Origin of the sequence: Shewanella sp. GXUN23E (genome assembly GCF_050865035.1) — a bacterium.
Lineage (GTDB): Bacteria > Pseudomonadota > Gammaproteobacteria > Enterobacterales > Shewanellaceae > Shewanella.
In genome coordinates, this window is record NZ_JBOZWP010000005.1 from 43,122 (window position 1) to 59,534 (window position 16,413).

General features: G+C 55.5%; 19 protein-coding genes and 1 riboswitch. Of the genes, 14 read left to right on the forward strand and 5 right to left on the reverse strand.

The window, feature by feature from the left end; translation table 11 throughout:
• Positions 1–19 precede the first annotated feature (19 nt).
• The 9 genes from ACRRUX_RS06530 to ACRRUX_RS06570 all read left to right on the forward strand — a co-directional run bounded on the left by ACRRUX_RS06530 (position 20) and on the right by ACRRUX_RS06570 (position 9,219).
• Positions 20–712, forward strand: coding sequence for an ABC transporter ATP-binding protein (locus tag ACRRUX_RS06530; RefSeq protein ID WP_432528420.1), 693 nt, complete (start codon positions 20–22; stop codon positions 710–712).
• 9 nt (positions 713–721) lie between these two features.
• On the forward strand, positions 722–2,017 hold the full coding sequence (locus ACRRUX_RS06535) for an ABC transporter permease (RefSeq protein ID WP_432528422.1): 1,296 nt from the start codon (positions 722–724) through the stop codon (positions 2,015–2,017).
• Between the two features lie 11 nt (positions 2,018–2,028).
• Positions 2,029–3,243 (forward strand): ABC transporter permease, encoded by a 1,215-nt coding sequence (locus ACRRUX_RS06540; RefSeq protein ID WP_432528424.1) that lies wholly within the window; start codon positions 2,029–2,031, stop codon positions 3,241–3,243.
• 90 nt (positions 3,244–3,333) lie between these two features.
• Entirely contained in the window at positions 3,334–4,782 is a 1,449-nt protein-coding gene (locus ACRRUX_RS06545; protein ID WP_432528426.1) for a sigma-54-dependent transcriptional regulator, read from the forward strand.
• The gene (locus ACRRUX_RS06550; RefSeq protein WP_432528428.1) at positions 4,775–6,145 is read left to right on the forward strand and encodes a sensor histidine kinase; all 1,371 of its coding nucleotides are present in this window, start codon (positions 4,775–4,777) and stop codon (positions 6,143–6,145) included. The genes ACRRUX_RS06545 and ACRRUX_RS06550 overlap by 8 nt, the downstream gene beginning before the upstream one ends.
• A gap of 87 nt (positions 6,146–6,232) precedes the next feature.
• Positions 6,233–7,393, forward strand: coding sequence for a beta-aspartyl-peptidase (gene iadA, locus ACRRUX_RS06555; protein WP_432528430.1), 1,161 nt, complete (start codon positions 6,233–6,235; stop codon positions 7,391–7,393).
• Positions 7,394–7,592: 199 nt separating this feature from the next.
• Entirely contained in the window at positions 7,593–7,955 is a 363-nt protein-coding gene (locus ACRRUX_RS06560) for a curli production assembly/transport protein CsgE (protein WP_432528759.1), read from the forward strand.
• Positions 7,956–7,994: 39 nt separating this feature from the next.
• On the forward strand, positions 7,995–8,423 hold the full coding sequence (locus ACRRUX_RS06565) for a curli assembly protein CsgF (RefSeq protein WP_432528432.1): 429 nt from the start codon (positions 7,995–7,997) through the stop codon (positions 8,421–8,423).
• Between the two features lies 1 nt (position 8,424).
• Positions 8,425–9,219 (forward strand): CsgG/HfaB family protein, encoded by a 795-nt coding sequence (locus ACRRUX_RS06570; protein ID WP_432528434.1) that lies wholly within the window; start codon positions 8,425–8,427, stop codon positions 9,217–9,219.
• 52 nt (positions 9,220–9,271) lie between these two features.
• Here ACRRUX_RS06570 and ACRRUX_RS06575 read toward each other — a convergent pair whose 3' ends face one another.
• Both ACRRUX_RS06575 and ACRRUX_RS06580 read right to left on the reverse strand, forming a co-directional pair.
• Positions 9,272–9,844, reverse strand: coding sequence for a TetR/AcrR family transcriptional regulator (locus ACRRUX_RS06575; protein WP_432528436.1), 573 nt, complete (start codon positions 9,842–9,844; stop codon positions 9,272–9,274).
• 10 nt (positions 9,845–9,854) lie between these two features.
• Entirely contained in the window at positions 9,855–11,279 is a 1,425-nt protein-coding gene (locus ACRRUX_RS06580; protein WP_432528438.1) for a coniferyl aldehyde dehydrogenase, read from the reverse strand.
• 208 nt (positions 11,280–11,487) lie between these two features.
• Between ACRRUX_RS06580 and ACRRUX_RS06585 the strand changes: the two genes are divergently transcribed.
• Both ACRRUX_RS06585 and ACRRUX_RS06590 read left to right on the forward strand, forming a co-directional pair.
• A complete protein-coding gene (locus tag ACRRUX_RS06585; RefSeq protein WP_432528440.1) occupies positions 11,488–11,871 on the forward strand; it encodes an STAS/SEC14 domain-containing protein in 384 nt (127 codons plus the stop codon).
• A gap of 109 nt (positions 11,872–11,980) precedes the next feature.
• Positions 11,981–12,421: a universal stress protein gene (locus ACRRUX_RS06590; protein WP_432528442.1), complete on the forward strand. Its 441-nt coding sequence runs from the start codon at positions 11,981–11,983 to the stop codon at positions 12,419–12,421.
• Positions 12,422–12,446: 25 nt separating this feature from the next.
• On the opposite strand, the gene ACRRUX_RS06595 is transcribed toward ACRRUX_RS06590, so the two are convergent.
• Positions 12,447–12,812, reverse strand: a complete 366-nt coding sequence (locus ACRRUX_RS06595; protein WP_432528445.1) for a DUF1801 domain-containing protein — start codon at positions 12,810–12,812, stop codon at positions 12,447–12,449.
• A 92-nt stretch (positions 12,813–12,904) separates the two neighbouring features.
• Positions 12,905–13,004: riboswitch (purine riboswitch) on the forward strand.
• A gap of 96 nt (positions 13,005–13,100) precedes the next feature.
• Here ACRRUX_RS06595 and ACRRUX_RS06600 point away from each other — a divergent pair.
• On the forward strand, positions 13,101–14,105 hold the full coding sequence (locus ACRRUX_RS06600) for an adenosine deaminase (protein ID WP_432528447.1): 1,005 nt from the start codon (positions 13,101–13,103) through the stop codon (positions 14,103–14,105).
• 59 nt (positions 14,106–14,164) lie between these two features.
• On the opposite strand, the gene ACRRUX_RS06605 is transcribed toward ACRRUX_RS06600, so the two are convergent.
• On the reverse strand, positions 14,165–14,710 hold the full coding sequence (locus tag ACRRUX_RS06605; RefSeq protein WP_432528449.1) for a DUF924 family protein: 546 nt from the start codon (positions 14,708–14,710) through the stop codon (positions 14,165–14,167).
• A 560-nt stretch (positions 14,711–15,270) separates the two neighbouring features.
• Here ACRRUX_RS06605 and ACRRUX_RS06610 point away from each other — a divergent pair.
• The gene (locus tag ACRRUX_RS06610) at positions 15,271–15,564 is read left to right on the forward strand and encodes a winged helix-turn-helix domain-containing protein (RefSeq protein WP_432528451.1); all 294 of its coding nucleotides are present in this window, start codon (positions 15,271–15,273) and stop codon (positions 15,562–15,564) included.
• Positions 15,565–15,567: 3 nt separating this feature from the next.
• Here the strand turns inward: ACRRUX_RS06610 and ACRRUX_RS06615 are convergent, their stop codons facing one another.
• On the reverse strand, positions 15,568–15,894 hold the full coding sequence (locus ACRRUX_RS06615) for a DUF2956 domain-containing protein (protein ID WP_432528453.1): 327 nt from the start codon (positions 15,892–15,894) through the stop codon (positions 15,568–15,570).
• 120 nt (positions 15,895–16,014) lie between these two features.
• Here ACRRUX_RS06615 and ACRRUX_RS06620 point away from each other — a divergent pair, with 120 nt between their 5' ends.
• On the forward strand, positions 16,015–16,335 hold the full coding sequence (locus tag ACRRUX_RS06620) for a DUF3144 domain-containing protein (protein ID WP_432528455.1): 321 nt from the start codon (positions 16,015–16,017) through the stop codon (positions 16,333–16,335).
• Positions 16,336–16,413 lie beyond the last annotated feature (78 nt).

Below are 16,413 nucleotides of genomic sequence, written 5' to 3' on the forward strand. Positions count from 1 at the left end.
AGATAAAAAGGACAACACTATGTTAAGCATGAAGAATATCAACAAGCTTTACCGTACCGATTTGGTGGAAACCCATGCCCTGCGCGACTTCAATCTGCAGGTGAATGAAGGGGAGTTTGTCGCGGTGACCGGCCCATCCGGCTCGGGTAAAACCACCTTTCTGAACATTGCTGGCTTGCTGGAAAATGCCTCAGGTGGCGAGTACTGGCTGGATGGTGAGAATGTGGCGAACCTGAGTGACAGCGGCGCTGCCAAGGTCAGAAATCACAAGATAGGATTTATTTTTCAGGGGTTTAATCTTATCCCGGATTTGAATCTGGCAGAAAACGTCGAGCTGCCGCTGCGCTATCGCGGCTTTAACGGCGCCGAGCGTAAACGCCGGGTGGAGGAGGCGCTGTCGCAGGTGGGCCTGGCTGCCCGCCAGCGTCATCTGCCGTCCCAGCTTTCCGGTGGTCAGCAGCAGCGGGTGGCCATTGCCCGGGCGCTGGCCGGTAAACCCCGTTTTCTGCTGGCGGACGAACCGACCGGCAATCTCGACTCGCTGATGGCCCGTCAGGTGATGGAGCTGATGGAACAGATTAACCGTCAGGGCACCACCATCATCATGGTGACCCATGATGGTGAACTGGCCCGCCGCGCCGAACGTAATGTGCAGATTGTCGATGGTCAGGTGTGCGATTTTATTGGCGATCGTGCTGCGGTTAACGGTTAAGGGGGCGCTATGTTCAGTCACTATCTGGATCTGGCCTGGCGCTCGATTCGCAAGACCCCGATGATGTCGCTGCTGATGGTGCTGGCGATCTCCATCGGCATTGGCATCACCATTATGACCCTCAATGTGCATCAGGTGATGAGCAGCAATCCCGCCGGGGAGCGCAGTGACCAGCTGTATTCGGTCAACCTCTGGAGTCAGGGACCGGACACCTGGAATGAGTTTGTGGTCAATCTTACTTATCCCGATGCCATGAATCTGCGCCAATCAGAGGTGGCTGGCCGCAAGGCGGCGATGATCGCCACCGGACTGGCCCTGACCTCGTCCAACCCGGATATCGAGCCCAAACTGGAGGATGTGCGGGTTACCGACCGGGACTTCTTTGCCATGTTTGCCGTACCTTTTCTGTACGGCGGTCCCTGGGATGCCAGCATTGACCGTGAACCGGCGCGGGTGACAGTGATTGCCAAAGTCATCAACGACAAGCTGTTCGGCGGGCGCAACAGTGTCGGTGAGGTGATATTTCTCAATGACAAGGCATTTCGGGTAGTTGGGGTGATCGATGACTGGCAGGTGCTGCCCAAGTTTTACGATTTGCACAGTGGCGCCACCGATGAAACCGAAGTGGTGTTTGTGCCCTTCTCGCTGATGGCGCAGGAGCAATACGATCCCTGGGGCAATGTCAGTGGCTGGAAATATGAAGATGGCAGCCTGTTTACGTCGGAGAAAACCTGGGTGCAGTTCTGGGCTGAGCTTAATACGCCGGCTGAGCGGGAAAACTACCGTAACTTTCTAGATGGTTACGTGGACAGCCAGCAGCAGCTTGGCCGCTTTACCGACAAAAGTCGCACCAGCTGGGTTCGGCTCAACGATGTCGCCAGTCACCTGGAGGTCAATAAGGTCGTGCCTGAGGACAACCAAATCCTGATTGGTCTGAGTTTGCTGTTTCTGCTGGTGTGTCTGGTGAATATTCTCGGATTGATGCTGAGTAAATTCCTCAGGCGGGCGCCGGAAGTGGGGGTGCGACGCGCCATTGGCGCCAGCAAGGGACACATTTTTGCCCAGCATCTGGTGGAGGTGGGGCTGATTGGTGCCATCGGCGGTGTGCTTGGCCTGTTGTGGGCATGGGGAGCGCTGCACTATCTGGCCAGTCAGTTTTCCATGGAGGATGCCCTGACCCGGCTGGATGCCAGTATCTGGCTGATCGCCCCGGCCATCGCTATCGGCTCGGCCCTGCTGGCAGGTTTGTACCCGGCCTGGGTGATCTGCCGCACCCGTCCCAGTGTTTACCTGAAAAGCCAGTGAGGATGCCCATCATGACTGCGATAAAACCCATATTGAGCGCCATGCTGCGCAGCCGCAGCGCACCGATACTGTTGCTGTTTCAAATCATCCTGTCGGTGGCCATAGTGGCCAACGCCGCATTTATCATTCATCAGCGGCTGGGGCTGATGGACCGTCCTTCCGGGGCGGCTGAAACCGAGGTGTTGAGTTTCAAACTGTACAACTATGGCGAGGGCATGGATCTGGCGCAGCGCAGCCGCCGCGATCTGGAAATTCTGCGCGCCTTGCCCGGCGTGAAAGCGGTGGCTCCTGCCAATATGCTGCCACTGGGCATGAGTGGCTGGATGTCAGGCTTTGCCGATGGACCCGACCCTGAAACCGCCAAGAGTCTGCCCGGTATGGCCTTTTACATGGGCGATGAACATCTTGTCGATGCCTTGGGGCTGACACTGATTGAGGGGCGTAATTTTATTCCGGGTCGAATCGCCCAGGGACTGGAGGACACCAGCGAGCCCCGCGAGGCGATAGTCACCCGGGCCTTTGCCAGGGCTGCCTTTGGCGAAGACAGTGCGGTGGGCAAGCGGGTATACGAGGGCAGTACTTTATTTACCATAGTGGGGGTAGTGGACAGGCTCCAGGGCGCCTGGGTTAACAATGACGATATTGAAAACAGCGTCATCGCCAACATCAATATCAATGGTTCAGGCCCGTTCAACACCCTGGTGATACGGGCCGAGGCGGTGGACCACACGTTTTTGCAGGAAGCCATCCGCGCAGCGCTGCACAAAGATGATGCCCGGCGGGTGCTGTTTGCGTTTAAAAGCATCGCCGATTACCGGCAGCGCGCCTATTCCCAGCATGCCATGATGGCCTTTGTGCTGAGCGCCATGATAGTGCTGCTGCTGGCCATTACTGCGCTGGGGTTGTCCGGTATGGTGATGTTCAATATTGAAAGGCGCACCAGGCAAATCGGCACCCGCCGGGCGCTGGGAGCGACCCGTGGCAATATTCTCGGCTGGTTTCTGACAGAAAACTATCTGCTGCTGGGCGCCGGTGCCCTGATAGGTACGCTGCTGGCCTATGAGCTCAGTCAGCAATTGATGAACTACTTCAGCCTCAGCGGCCTGGCCTGGCAATACCCGGCGATGACAGTGGCGCTGCTGTTTCTGGTGACCACAGTGGCGGTGGTGATCCCCGCCAGAAAGGCAGCGGCCATTTCGCCCTCCATAGCCACCCGCAGTGTGTGAGCCTGAGTCCGGCATCGATGCGGCGGGCGGCTCTCGCCATTCGATGTCGCCTGGGGTAAGGTGAATAGTAAATAAGCAAATGCGAATCAAATGGATAAGATACTGATCGTCGATGACAACCCGGATGTTTGTCAGGCGCTGTCGCTGATGCTGGAACTTAATGGCTATCAAAGTCAGTACGAGTTCAGTCCACAGGCGGCGCTGCAGGCCATCGCCCGGCAGGAGTTTGCGCTGGTGATCCAGGACATGAATTTCACCCGCGATACCACCAGTGGCGAAGAGGGGCGGGAGCTGTTTCTGGCCATCCGTGCGCTGCGCCCGGCGCTGCCGATTATTCTGCTGACCGCCTGGACTGAGGTGGAGATGGCGGTCACCCTGATGAAAGCCGGTGCGGCGGATTATCTGGGCAAGCCCTGGGATGATGCCCGGTTGCTGACCAGCATAGGTAACCTGATCTCGCTGCATAAACTGGCCAGGGAAAATGGTGAGCTCAAACGCCATCAGGCCGAGCGTCAGGCGGTGCTGGCCAGCGCTGAACTCTGTGGTCTGGTGTTTGCCAGCGCCGCCATGGAGCGCTGTGTTGAGCTGGCGGTGCAGCTGGCCAAATCCGATGTTTCCGTGCTGATCACCGGCCCCAATGGTGCGGGGAAAGATCGTCTCGCCGATATACTGCATGCCAACTCCCCGCTCAAGCACAAACCTTTTATCAAGCTGAATGTCGGTGCGCTGCCAATTGAATTGATGGAAGCTGAGCTGTTTGGCGCCGAGGCCGGCGCCTTTACCGGTGCCTCCAAAGCCCGTATTGGCCGGTTTGAGGCGGCCGATGGTGGCACCCTGTTCCTCGATGAAATCGGTAATTTACCCCTTTCCGGCCAGGTGAAATTGCTGCGGGTACTGCAAACCGGTGAGTTTGAGCGCCTTGGCAGTCATCAGACCCGCAAATGCAGAGTGCGGGTGCTGAGTGCCACCAACGCCGATCTGCGCCAGGACATTGTCGATGGTCGCTTTCGCGAAGATCTCTTCTATCGTCTCAATGTGGTTGAGCTGGCACTGCCGGCACTGGCGCAGCGTAAGGATGATGTGCTGCCTTTGGTGGACCATTTCACCGGCGGCCGTGCTCTGGATGCCAGTGCCCGAACCGCGCTGCTCAGCCATGATTGGCCGGGCAATGTGCGGGAGCTGGAAAACGCCTGCAAGCGCGCGCGTATCCTCGCCCGCGAGGAGATCCTGAGCGCGGCGGATTTCGGTTTGGCCGCAAATCATGCGCTGGCTGACGCTGTTTCTGGAGTCGCTTGCGGCACTGCCGCCAAGGTGGCAGACACAGGCGCCGCCCAACCAGGTGCTGGTGCTGCGCCTGAAACGCCTTCGCTGGCGGAACCTCAACAGGCGGACATCGAAGCGGCGCTGGCACGGCATAACTGGGTGATCGCCCGGGTCGCCCGTTCCCTGGGGCTCAGTCGTCAGGCCTTGTATCGGCGCATGGAGAAGTTTGGTATCGACATGCGTCCGCCCGCCCAAGGGGACGCAGGCCGTGACTGAAAATCCTCTCGAGCCTGATGCCAAAGCCACGCTGGCGCTCAGAACCCGGCTGCTGCTTGTGCTGACCCTGTGCTGGGCGGCGGCGAGCGGGCTTTGTCTGTGGCTGGTGAGTTGGCTTGGCGATGCGGTACTGCTGCCAATATTGTTGCTGGCTGGCGGACTGGCGCTGCTGCTGAGTGCCTGGCTGACCCGGCGGCTGGAGCAGGCGCTGAAAGCCATGGAGCTGGGGCTGCTCAATCTTATCGACAATGATTTCAGCGTGTCCCTGCCGGTGGACAGCGATCCGCAACTGCGGCAGCTGGCACTGCTGTTCAATCAGGCCAGCGCTGCGCTCAGGCATGAACGTCAGCACCTGTACCAGCGTGAGTTGCTGCTGGATAAGGTGATCCAGAATTCGCCCAATCTGATGCTGCTGCTCGATGCCAGTGGCCATATCATTTACGCCAACGATGCCGCAAGGCTGGCGCTGCACTCAGGCAAACCTATTACCGGCATGACACTGGCGAGCCTGGCGGCGGACTCCTCCGCCAAAGTCGCCGCCATGCTGATTGACCGGCGAGATGGGCTGTTCAGCGTGGAAGCCGGGGATGACCGCGATGAGTTTGAAACCTGGCACCTCAGCCGTGGACGCTTTAGTCTCAATGGACTCGAGCATCAGCTGATTTTGCTGCGGCAGATGACCCGGGAGCTGAGCCGCCAGGAAGTGGCGGTGTGGAAAAAGGTGATCCGGGTGATCAGCCATGAACTCAACAATTCACTGGCGCCGATGCGCTCCATGGTGCACTCGGGGCGGACCCTGTCGGCCAATCTGGATGAGCCCAGGCTGCAGCTGATTTTCGATACCATAGACAAACGCACTGCTCATTTGAGCGACTTTATCGAGGGCTATGCCCGTTTTGCCCGGTTGCCCAATCCGGTAAAAAAGCCCCTGGCACTGGCAACGCTGTGCCAGGGGCTGGCGCTGCAAACGCCGTTTCGGTTGGTGGGCGAGTTGCCGGTTGAGCCCTTGCTGGCCGATGAAACCCAGCTGGAGCAGGTGCTGCTGAATTTGCTCAAAAACGCCCATGAAAGCGGCTCGCCGGCCGATGAGATAACGCTCGCTGCGCAATTTCGTCAGGTGCAGGCACAGACGCCAGCCGGCTTTGTGATTGAGGTGGCTGATCGGGGGCAGGGTATGTCTGCTGAGGTGCTGGCGCAGGCGCTGCTGCCATTTTATTCCACCAAACAGCAGGGCACAGGTCTTGGACTGGCACTGTGCCGGGAAATTATCGAGGCCCATAATGGGCAAATCCATCTGCGTAACCGCCATGCCGGTGGACTGAGTGTCAGGCTGTGGCTGCCGGCGCAGGAGTCGCAAATCTGAAGCCGGTCACACCCGCACTGTCATCGGCTTGAGGCCAGTATCGGCTTTCGCTAATGTGAACGCCAAGATAACCAGATGGAACACCCCATGTTAACCCTGATCCGCAATGTCGATTTGTATTCCCCTGAGCCACTGGGTCGCCAGGATGTATTGTTTGCTGCCGGTAAAGTGCTGGCCATAGGCCAGGCGCTGGCGGTGACCGCCCCTGATCTGCAGGAGATTGACGGCAGCGGCATGACGCTGATCCCCGGACTGGTGGACCCTCTGGCGCACATTACCGGCGGTGGCGGTGAGGGCGGCTTTCATACCCGCACCCCGGCGATGCAGTTAACCGAAGCCAGTATGTATGGCGTGACGACTCTGGTGGGCGCGCTGGGAACCGACTCGGTCAGCCGTACCCTGGAAGAGCTGCTTGCCAAAGCCCGTGGACTCAGCGAGGAAGGGCTGAATGTTTACTGCTATACCGGCTCCTACAGCTACCCGGTCAAGACCCTGACCGGCGATGTGGAGCGGGATTTGCTGCTGATCAATGAGGTGATAGGGGTGGGCGAGATTGCCATTGCTGATCACCGCGGCTCGCAGGTGACTGTGGCTGAGCTGGCGCGGGTAGCCGCCCAGTGCCGGGTGGGCGGCATGTTGTCCGGCAAGGCCGGTATCGTGTTCGTGCATGTGGGCGATGGTAAGTCGCGGCTGCAGCTGCTGCACGATGTGGCAGAGCAGACCGATATTCCGCTGACTCAGTTTTATCCGACTCACATCAACCGCAGTGCTCAGGTGCTTGAAGCCGGTATCGCCTTTGCCAAAGCCGGCGGCATGATTGATTTCACCACTTCCACCAACGAATCCTGTCTGGCCAGCGGCGAGGTGCCTGTGGTGGATGCCATCCGCCAGGCCATCGAAGCCGGGGTATCGCCGGATCGCATCAGTTTAAGTTCAGATGGCAATGCCAGTCTGCCGGTGTTTAATGAGCGCGGCGAGCTTATATCTCTGGAAGTGGGGCGGGTGGGCAGTTTGTTTGAAACCCTGATTGCGTGTGTGGACGCCCGGATGCCACTGTCACTGGTGCTGCCCATGGTCACCAGCAATGCTGCCAGAACGCTGAAACTTAAGGGTAAAGGTATCGTCGCCGTGGGCGCTGATGCGGATCTGGTGCTGCTGGATGAGCAGCTGCGCATTCAGTCAGTATGGAGCCGTGGCAGACAACTGGTGGCTCAGCGGGAACCCCTGGTGACCGGCTATTTTGGATGATATTTACTGACTAGTGAGAAAGTATTAGTGCGCAATAGCCCGACCCCTACGGTCGGGCTATTTTGTTTCTGTGGTGATGCAAACCTTTGGCTAATGTAGTTAGATTGAAACTTCGAAAGTATCGGAATTCGCGCTGAACACAGGCGGTTCCAGGTGTTGTGGGAATCGAGGAATGTTGCTGGCAAGAACTCTGATACTGATGTTTGCATTGCTGTTTTCAACTGTCTCCCATGGCAGTGATGATATAGAGATAAGCGGGTTGGTGATCGACAGAACCCTGACTCGCTTCGGCAAGGATTTCGCGTTCTATTACTCGGGCTATTGGCGGGATCTTACCTTCACTCAGGGCGCCAACGTGCTGCTGACGGAGACTGTGTTTCCCCAGGCGGGCACCAAACTGACCGTGGAAATCAACGGCACCCTTATCTATGTCACCCACTTTGGTCGTCGCGGCGGCCCCATCAAGGAACGGGCAGAAGAAGCAGTGCTCAGGACTGTGGATTATCTGGCTCAACTTCAGGCTGAGGCTATTACCGGAGAATTGGCTGAGCGTTCGCGCTGAGCCTGTGTCTGACTGTTGCGCAAGGGATTGGAATACATCATGAAAAACAATATATTGCGCGCTGTAGCGGCCCCTTTTGGCTGGCGTCCCCTGCTATTGTCCGTCACTATGCTGACAGCCTCTGCCGGGGCGACTGAGCTGGTTTATACCCCAATCAACCCAACTTTCGGCGGTAATCCGCTGAACGGCACTTTTTTGCTGAATAAAGCCAATGCCCAGAACAAGCACAGCGAAGCTTCGATAGAAAAGGACTTTGTGCAGCGCTTTCGTGAGTCATTGGAACGCAACATTATCAATGAAATCACCCGTAATGTCGCCAATGGCAAGCTAACGCAAGGGGTGTATAACACTGGTACCCATGAAGTTGTCATTGTGCCTATTGCCGGGGGAGTGCAATTGACTATCACCAATCTGGAGACAGGTGAAGTTACAGTGATTGAAATTGCAACACCAGGTACAGGGGATTGAAATGAAACTGCTGATACCAATGACATTGCTGTTAGCCATATTTCAGTCCGGCTGCAGCCTGATCCCCAAACCCGATATCAATTTGACCGATGCTGAAGTCAACCCGGTCAGCGAGACCATGGTGGCATTGAAAGCCATGCCAGGTCCAAAGCACATGATCCCGGTGGCTGTGTACGCCTTTCGCGATCAAACCGGCCAGTACAAGCCACAGGCCAATGTCAGTTCATTTTCTACCGCCGTGACTCAAGGGGCCACCTCCATGCTGGTGCAAACCCTGCTGGACTCTGGCTGGTTCACGCCGGTTGAGCGGGAAGGGCTGCAGAATTTGCTGACCGAACGCAAAATTACCAATAACAACAAAGGCAAAGATGATCTGCCAGCGCTCACCGACGCCAGACTGCTGATAGAAGGCGGCATCATTGCCTATGAAACCAATATCAATACAGGCGGCAGCGGTCTGGGTTACTACGGCATTTCAGCGTCTGAGTTGTTCCGTGAAGATCAGGTCACCATCTATCTGCGAGCCGTGGATGTGTATACAGGTAAAGTGATGATGTCGGTATCCACCTCCAAGCGGGTGTATTCTCAGGAGATGCGCGCTGGCTTGTTTCGTTATATCAGTTTCAAAGAGCTGGCCGAGGCGGAGTTTGGCTACACCACCAATGAACCGGTGCAGTTTTGTGTACTGTCAGCCATCGAGCTGGCGGTATCTGAGTTGATAAAACAGGGTATCGACAAGGGCTTCTGGCGTCCAGGCGGTGATTTGGCTGACAATCGCAGCCAGTCTCAGGGCTGAGCTTTTTTACCCGGGCAACACTGCCGGGCTTAAAGCCCGGCCATCTGTAATGTCAGTGGCTGGCGATGGATTGCCAGAACTGGTCAAAGGCAGCCTGACGATATTGCTGCTGTTGCCAGCGTGCGGGATTATCGAGGAAGAAACGGGTTGTCGCCAGAAACTGGCCGTGGCAGTTCTCCAGCATCAGATCCAGTGGAAACCGGGCGAGCACGCCGGCCTGCTGCCCTTGCTGTAACAACGTGCCCAGAAAGCCAAGTACTTCTTCCATCGCCATTTTGCGGATCTCCTGGCTGAGCGCAGGCGACATACAGAATTGCTGAAAGAACAGCTGTTTTTCTGGATTTGCCATGGCCCATTCGAGGCCAACCTGCCAGATATGATGCGCCCTTTGCGCGAAGCTGTCAGTTTCCTTCAGGGCGCTGCGCATGGCATCGGCCAGCTCCTGCTTGACGCTCAGGAACAGCTGCGCCAGCAACTCCTCTTTGCTGGCAAAATGGTGGAACAGGGTGCCGGTCGCCACCCCGGCGGTTTTAGCCACCGAGGCGGTGGACGTGGCATGGTAACCCTGCCCGGTAAACAGCATCAGCGCGGCATCCAGAATGGCCTGCTTCTTGTCTTTACTCATACAGGTTTTCCTATCGGACAAAGAATTTCACCAGCAGACGCTGCAACCAGTTGCCATAAGGTGGGTGCACCAGTTTGCCGGTGTTGATGCGGCCCCGTGCCAGCACAGTGCGGGCATGGCTGAACTGCAGGAAGCCTTCCCTGCCGTGATAGTGCCCCATGCCGGAGGGGCCAATGCCGCCGAAAGGCGCATCATCTGCGGCCACATGGAATACGGTTTCGTTGATACACACGCCACCGGAGAGGGTATTGTCCAGCACCTGCTGCTGAGTGGCTTTGTCGAAGCTCATCAGATACAGCGCCAGCGGTCTTGGGCGGGCGTTAACAAAGTCGATGGCCTCATCCAGCGTTTGATAAGCCACTATGGGCAGCAGTGGTCCGAAAATCTCCTCCTGCATCAACGTCATCTGAGGGGTAACACCTGTCAGCAGCTGGGTCGCCAGTTTGCGGCTAGCGGTGTTCAGTGGCTCGTCCGATGCACTGTAAACGGTGGCACCCTTGGTCAGCGCATCATCCAGCAGTGACAGCAGGCGCTGATGCTGGCGCTCATTGATGATGTTGCCATAGTCAGGATTGCGGGCGACTTCGCCATACATGGCGCGGAATTTTTGCTGATAAGTGGCAACAAACTCGTCAACCTTGTGCTCCGGGCAGAGCACATAATCAGGGGCTACACAGATTTGTCCGGCGTTAAGGCACTTGCCGTAAATCAATCGCTCTACCGCATCTGCCAGAGGAATATCCGGCGCGATAATCACCGGCGATTTACCGCCAAGCTCCAGAGTCACCGGCGTCAGATTGTCAGCGGCGGCGCGCATTACATGGCGTCCGACCAGAGTCGATCCGGTAAACAGCAGATGATCGAAGGGCAGGGCCGAGAAAGCAGCTGCCACATCGGCTTCGCCTTCAATAACGGCAACCTGCTCTGGGGCAAAGGCCGCATCCAGCAGCTGGCGGATCACCGCATTGGTGGCCGGCGTGAACTCAGACAGTTTGAGCATGGCCCGGTTGCCTGCGGCCAGCGCTGTGGTCAGCGGGCCAAGTGACAGCATCACCGGGAAATTCCACGGCACTATGATGCCGACGACGCCCAGCGGCTGGTAGTGTACCTTAACGCTGGCGGGAGCCAGCATTAACCCGGCGTGACGACGACTGGGCTTCATCCAGCCTTTAAGATGTTTGATGCTGTAGTTGATGTTGTTGATCACCGGCATGATGTCCGACAGCATGCTGTCATCGACACTGCGGTGACCATAGTCCCGGCTCAGGGCATCCAGCAGTGCCTGTTGATGATCGAGCAGCGACTGTTTCAGTCGTTTAAGCCAGTCTATCCGGATTGCGGCATCGGCAAAAGGCTGTTGCTGGAAGGCGATACGCTGGCGTTTGAGTATCTTGTGCAGATCCGTGTCCGCCTGTTGGTGAATGGCCATGTTCATCCTTACTCTCCTGAACTTAAAAACCGACTGATTAGTCGGTCTGATGCTACGCCAGTCTGTTGCCAAGTTCAATATTTGTTCTTGTGTGATCTTTGTCACTCTTGTTTAACGGTGGCAATCTTACACTGAATTCAACATTGCCGGGCGGGCCAGAGGCTGGTCTATCCGGTGGAGAACAGGCCTGGGCTGATGGTTTAACGGAGGACTTATGAATATTACCCGTCATGGTATTTCAATCGGCATTGAGCGCATTGGTGATGATGACTTTTTTCTGACCTTAAAGGCCGTGGGGAAGCTGACCCACGATGACTATCAGAAAATGGTGCCCATGCTGGAAGCGGCGATAGCCGGTGTCGATGATCCGGACATTTATGCACTGTGTGATGTTACCGAGCTGGAAGGCTGGGAAGCCCGGGCGATGTGGGACGATCTCAAACTTGGTCTTAAACATGGCAAACACTTTGAAAAGATTGCCATTGTGGGAAATTCTACCAAGCAGGAGTGGCTCACCAGACTGGCTGACTGGTTTACTCCGGCGGATGTGAAGTTTTTCGTTACCCAGTTCGATGCCATTGTCTGGTTGAAAGATTAGTGTCATCTTGAGGTCAGCACCTCAGTGTTAGACTCGAGTATCGGCGATGCTGTCAGCCAGCTTCGCCGACAATGGATACCGAACCAGACCCCAAGCAGGAGTGACCATTATGCGTACCCGTAACATTTTGTGGCCAACGGACTTTTCAGAAACCGCATCGCATGCGCTGTCTTACGCAGTAGAAATGGCCAATCTCTACAAGGTGGGATTGCGGATTTTGCATGTGGTGGATCAGCTGTCCGGTGATGAAAATTTTCAGGTGTTGGTGATCACCCCCGAGGAGTTGATGCAAAGCATGGAAGCCAACGCAGTGGCCGAGATGAAGAAGTTGCTGGCGGGCCTGAATACGGATCTTAAAGTTGAAACCGTGGTGCGTCGCTGTGAAGAGAACAATATTGCCGAGCAAATCGTCAAGGAAGCGGATAAGGGCGATATCGGTATGATAGTGATGGCCAATCATGGTCGTACCGGTCTGGCTCACTTCTGGCACGACAATGTGTCTGAAAAGGTCGTTGCCCGGGCTCAGTGTCCGGTTTTGATTGTGAAATAAGTCATCTTCAGGCTGACTTGTTGGCTCAGCGGTTATAGGCCTGAGCCAGCAGGGCGGCAACCTCCGGTGAATCATAACTGAGGTTGCCGGTAAGTTTCAGATGGCGCATTTGCTTCCCCTTTCCTGTAAGCAGGCCAGCGGGGTCTTCAAACATTGCTCCCAGGTGAAAGCCCACCATGGCATGATTTGCCGTCGTGCCCAAATAACACATCAGGCCTTTGCTATTGCGGTAACAGGGGCGCTGCCATTTGAACTCTTCACGTATATCATCGCCCAGCGCCAGGATCTGCTCCCTGAGCTGCATGATGCTGGTTAACTGCCTGGCTGGAACCTTGTGCAACCAGGCATTGATGGCAAATCCAATCTGATTGGCATCCATCTGAGCGGGCATAGAGAGCTCCTTTTATAAGTGACGCTCATGCTTAAGTATTGTCAATATAAGGTCATTATGGAAGAATGCCGCGGAATGCTTGCCATGGCTATTGGGTCACTGGCAGGATACTTCGTATAACCCCGTTAATCCGGTACGGGGGTCTCTACCTGGAACCGTAAACTCCAGATTACGAAGAGTGAGGTGAAGACCAACCGTGTCCGCTTTGCTCTTTGTATGTCTCAATGCAAGTGGCGCAGCTTCATCTCATATCTTATCTTCCAACACATAATGATATTGAGAGAACGTATGACAGACTTTATTGCCGGTTTGCCCAAGGTAGAACTCCATCTGCACATCGAAGGCAGTCTTGAGCCTGAATTGATGTTTGAGCTGGCTCAGCGCAATCAGGTTGCTATTCCTTTCGACTCCACCGAAGCGGTGCGCGCCGCCTATGATTTCCATAACCTGCAGTCATTTCTGGATATTTATTATCAGGGTGCCAATGTGCTCATTCATGAGCAGGACTTTTTCGATTTGACCTGGGCGTATCTGCTGCGCTGCGCGCAGGACAACGTCATCCATACCGAGATTTTCTTTGATCCTCAGACTCATACCGACAGAGGGATTGAGTTTGCCACTGTGGTTAACGGTATCTGTCGCGCCCTCGAGCAGGGTCGGACTGAGCTGGGCATCTCCAGTCAGTTGATCATGTGTTTCCTGCGGCATCTGGATGAGGAAGCGGCCTTCCACACGCTGGAGATGGCGCTGCCGTTTAAAGACAAAATCGTCGCTGTAGGGCTGGATTCCTCTGAGCAGGGCAACCCGCCACAGAAGTTTGCGCGGGTGTTTGCCCGGGCGCTGGAGTATGGCTTTCTGACGGTTGCCCATGCCGGTGAAGAAGGGACGCCGCAGAATATCCGCGATGCCTTGTCACTGCTCAGCATCAGCCGGGTTGACCACGGCGTGGCCTGCGCCGGCGACGAAGCGCTGATGGATGAGCTGGCGCAAAACCGGATGCCGCTGACCGTATGTCCACTGTCCAACACCAAGCTTAAGGTGTTTGAGCGGATGGAAGATCACAACATCGCCATGCTGCTGCGCCGCGGCCTGTGTGTCACCATCAACTCAGATGATCCTGCCTATTTCGGAGGTTACATGACAGACAATTTCAGCGCCGTGGCCAATGCTCTGCCATTGTCTGAGGCTGAGCTGGCGCAATTCACCCTCAATGCCATTGAGGCATCCTTTGTGGATGCAACCAGCAAAGCTGAGATGACTGCGCGGGTGCAGGCGTATCTGGCCGCGCGCTGAGACGCTGTCAGTCAACCGTGATGCAATGGCTGCAGCGCCTGTGCTACAGCCATCTGAGCTCAGAATGCTGAGCCCGGTTGTTTGAGGAATTCGATTTCCTCGGCGGTGGACTTTCGTCCCAGGATCTTGTTTCTGTGGGGGTAGCGACCAAATCGATCCACTATCGCCTTGTGCCTGAGTTCAAAATCCAGGTTGTCCCTTACACTCTCACGGCTGAACAGCATGAGTGCCACCTCGTGGATAACCCTGGATTCCGAGTGCATAAAGGGCATATACAGAAATTGAATCTGCGATGCGCTCAGCTCCTCTTCGGCGTGATGCACCACCGCCTCCTGCGCCAGTATTAGCGCCATCGGGTCGGCCTCAAATGCCATGGGAGAGTCCCGGTAGATATTCCGGGAGAATTGATCCAGCACGATGATTTCGGCCAGCCGTCCTTTTGGGGTACTGCGCCAGTGGTACAGCTCGCCGCGTTTGGCCTGCTCCAGCAAGGTGCCAAAGCGTTCGGCTACGGTTTGATCAAAAACCGGATCTTTTACCCACCAGTATCCGGGGTCTATTTCCTCGAACCAAAACGCCAATATATGTTCCGGGCTCACAGACATAACTGAATCCTCAACAGACTTCAGGTCAAAATGGTGATCACTTCCGATGATTTTTCCTGAATAACCCTGCCCGGGAATACGCCGCAGGCATCGAGTTATACCGGTCTGAAATGGGCTTCGCTGCCGGAAAAACCTGTGTCACAGGTCGCCGTTATTGGCATCGGAATGTCGTGTCCTCCTTTGATTATCATCAATTCGTATGAAAAACCATCAGATTTGAGTTGTTTTGCGTGCCTATGTATCACTATGATTAACAGGCTCCCAATAAAAACATCAAGCTAATCAGGATGATTAATCGCTTTAAGGGCTGAGGTGGGGATACCGGGGATATCTGTGTATCTGAATGTCATCACCGTATGCCGCTGGTATCGGGCTGTCATCTCCTTTGGGAAGAAGGGATTGGCGATCACAGGGAGTACTCAATTCGTGGCGAACTGAGATTCCGCCGGCAATGACTGTGGCCGGACGGAACAGGCGGATTGAGGCCAACAAAGGTGCGATGCCGCAGAGCGTTGCACTAAATGGACAGACTTATCGGGACGAACAAAAGGCATTCTGGAATGGAAAATGTCAGCAAACAGCACAAGGCGTTTTTGCGCAAATTGTACCTGGCCTATTTAATTGGCAGTGAGCAGCATAATTTACTGTCGCTGCAACAGGTAACCGGCATGCCAAGGCGCACCCTGCAGGATGCCATTGCCGCATTTGGTGACATTGGCATCGTGGTGAGTTTTGTGCAAAGCGGTGTGCGCAACAATGCGGGTTACTATCATATCGATGACTGGGGGCCGATCAACAACGACTGGATTGCATCCAGACTCAGTTACATGAGCAGCCTGCTGGCAACCCCCTGATACTCAATGTTGAAGCAGGTACAGCGTGATAAACCCCGCCCAGCTTAATGCCAGCAGTATCCAGGGTAGGCGTGATGGGTTGGTACTGATATCCTGCGTGGGCTCATCTTCAACTGTGGCGTTTATCTGAGTCCTGGCCCTGAGCTGCTGTTTGCGGACTTTGTCCCGCTCACGGCTTTTGGCTTTCTGCTGTTTTTTATACTCGGCGATGCCTTTCTCAATCCCTTGGGCGATCAGTCGGGTCTGCTCTTTGGTTTGCCCCGGTTTTTGCGTCGCACGGGCAATCTTCATGGCGTCCTGACGGGTTTCTTCGGAAATATTGGCTTTCATTTTCAACGGCATTGATTTGAAGATGAGCGGGATAATATCACGCCCGTCCCTGATTGCTGGTTAATTCAGGGCACATTTAGGGTATGATGCGGGCAACTGAAATACGAAGGAGTTTTGCAGATGTCTGAGCAAACCAACGGCAAGAGCCTGTATCAACTGGCGGACCAATTTATCGCCCTGGCCAACGAACTGTCCCAGGAAGAGCAGGACGTGGGTAAGGTCGGTACCGCCTTGCGTTTTGCCGCTGCCCGTTTCAATGCCTTTGAGGCGGCTATCAAGTCCGCGGATTTGGCCAGTGAAAAAGACAATGCGCTGGAATGGTTCTCTGCTGAATACAAAGACATGCTGAGCGACAATCTGGATGACCATATTGCCAATCCACCTGTGTCAGCTGTGCCTGAGTCAGAAGCAGACGATTCAGTCAAAATATTCAAAGGTTAATTCTTTGGAATGCACAGCAAAAACGCCATCGATGATGGCGTTTTTTATGTTGGCAGCAGGGTGAATGAGCGGGATATC

Excerpts from the sequence above, each read along its gene's own strand:
- ACRRUX_RS06530 (WP_432528420.1), top strand. The coding sequence starts at position 20 with ATGTTAAGCATGAAGAATATCAACAAGCTTTACCGTACCGATTTGGTG.
- ACRRUX_RS06535 (WP_432528422.1), top strand. The coding sequence starts at position 722 with ATGTTCAGTCACTATCTGGATCTGGCCTGGCGCTCGATTCGCAAGACC.
- ACRRUX_RS06540 (WP_432528424.1), top strand. The coding sequence starts at position 2,029 with ATGACTGCGATAAAACCCATATTGAGCGCCATGCTGCGCAGCCGCAGC.
- ACRRUX_RS06545 (WP_432528426.1), top strand. The coding sequence starts at position 3,334 with ATGGATAAGATACTGATCGTCGATGACAACCCGGATGTTTGTCAGGCG.
- iadA (WP_432528430.1), top strand. The coding sequence starts at position 6,233 with ATGTTAACCCTGATCCGCAATGTCGATTTGTATTCCCCTGAGCCACTG.
- ACRRUX_RS06560 (WP_432528759.1), top strand. The coding sequence starts at position 7,593 with ATGTTTGCATTGCTGTTTTCAACTGTCTCCCATGGCAGTGATGATATA.
- ACRRUX_RS06565 (WP_432528432.1), top strand. The coding sequence starts at position 7,995 with ATGAAAAACAATATATTGCGCGCTGTAGCGGCCCCTTTTGGCTGGCGT.
- ACRRUX_RS06570 (WP_432528434.1), top strand. The coding sequence starts at position 8,425 with ATGAAACTGCTGATACCAATGACATTGCTGTTAGCCATATTTCAGTCC.
- ACRRUX_RS06575 (WP_432528436.1), bottom strand. The coding sequence starts at position 9,844 with ATGAGTAAAGACAAGAAGCAGGCCATTCTGGATGCCGCGCTGATGCTG.
- ACRRUX_RS06580 (WP_432528438.1), bottom strand. The coding sequence starts at position 11,279 with ATGAACATGGCCATTCACCAACAGGCGGACACGGATCTGCACAAGATA.
- ACRRUX_RS06585 (WP_432528440.1), top strand. The coding sequence starts at position 11,488 with ATGAATATTACCCGTCATGGTATTTCAATCGGCATTGAGCGCATTGGT.
- ACRRUX_RS06590 (WP_432528442.1), top strand. The coding sequence starts at position 11,981 with ATGCGTACCCGTAACATTTTGTGGCCAACGGACTTTTCAGAAACCGCA.
- ACRRUX_RS06595 (WP_432528445.1), bottom strand. The coding sequence starts at position 12,812 with ATGCCCGCTCAGATGGATGCCAATCAGATTGGATTTGCCATCAATGCC.
- ACRRUX_RS06600 (WP_432528447.1), top strand. The coding sequence starts at position 13,101 with ATGACAGACTTTATTGCCGGTTTGCCCAAGGTAGAACTCCATCTGCAC.
- ACRRUX_RS06605 (WP_432528449.1), bottom strand. The coding sequence starts at position 14,710 with ATGTCTGTGAGCCCGGAACATATATTGGCGTTTTGGTTCGAGGAAATA.
- ACRRUX_RS06610 (WP_432528451.1), top strand. The coding sequence starts at position 15,271 with ATGGAAAATGTCAGCAAACAGCACAAGGCGTTTTTGCGCAAATTGTAC.
- ACRRUX_RS06615 (WP_432528453.1), bottom strand. The coding sequence starts at position 15,894 with ATGAAAGCCAATATTTCCGAAGAAACCCGTCAGGACGCCATGAAGATT.
- ACRRUX_RS06620 (WP_432528455.1), top strand. The coding sequence starts at position 16,015 with ATGTCTGAGCAAACCAACGGCAAGAGCCTGTATCAACTGGCGGACCAA.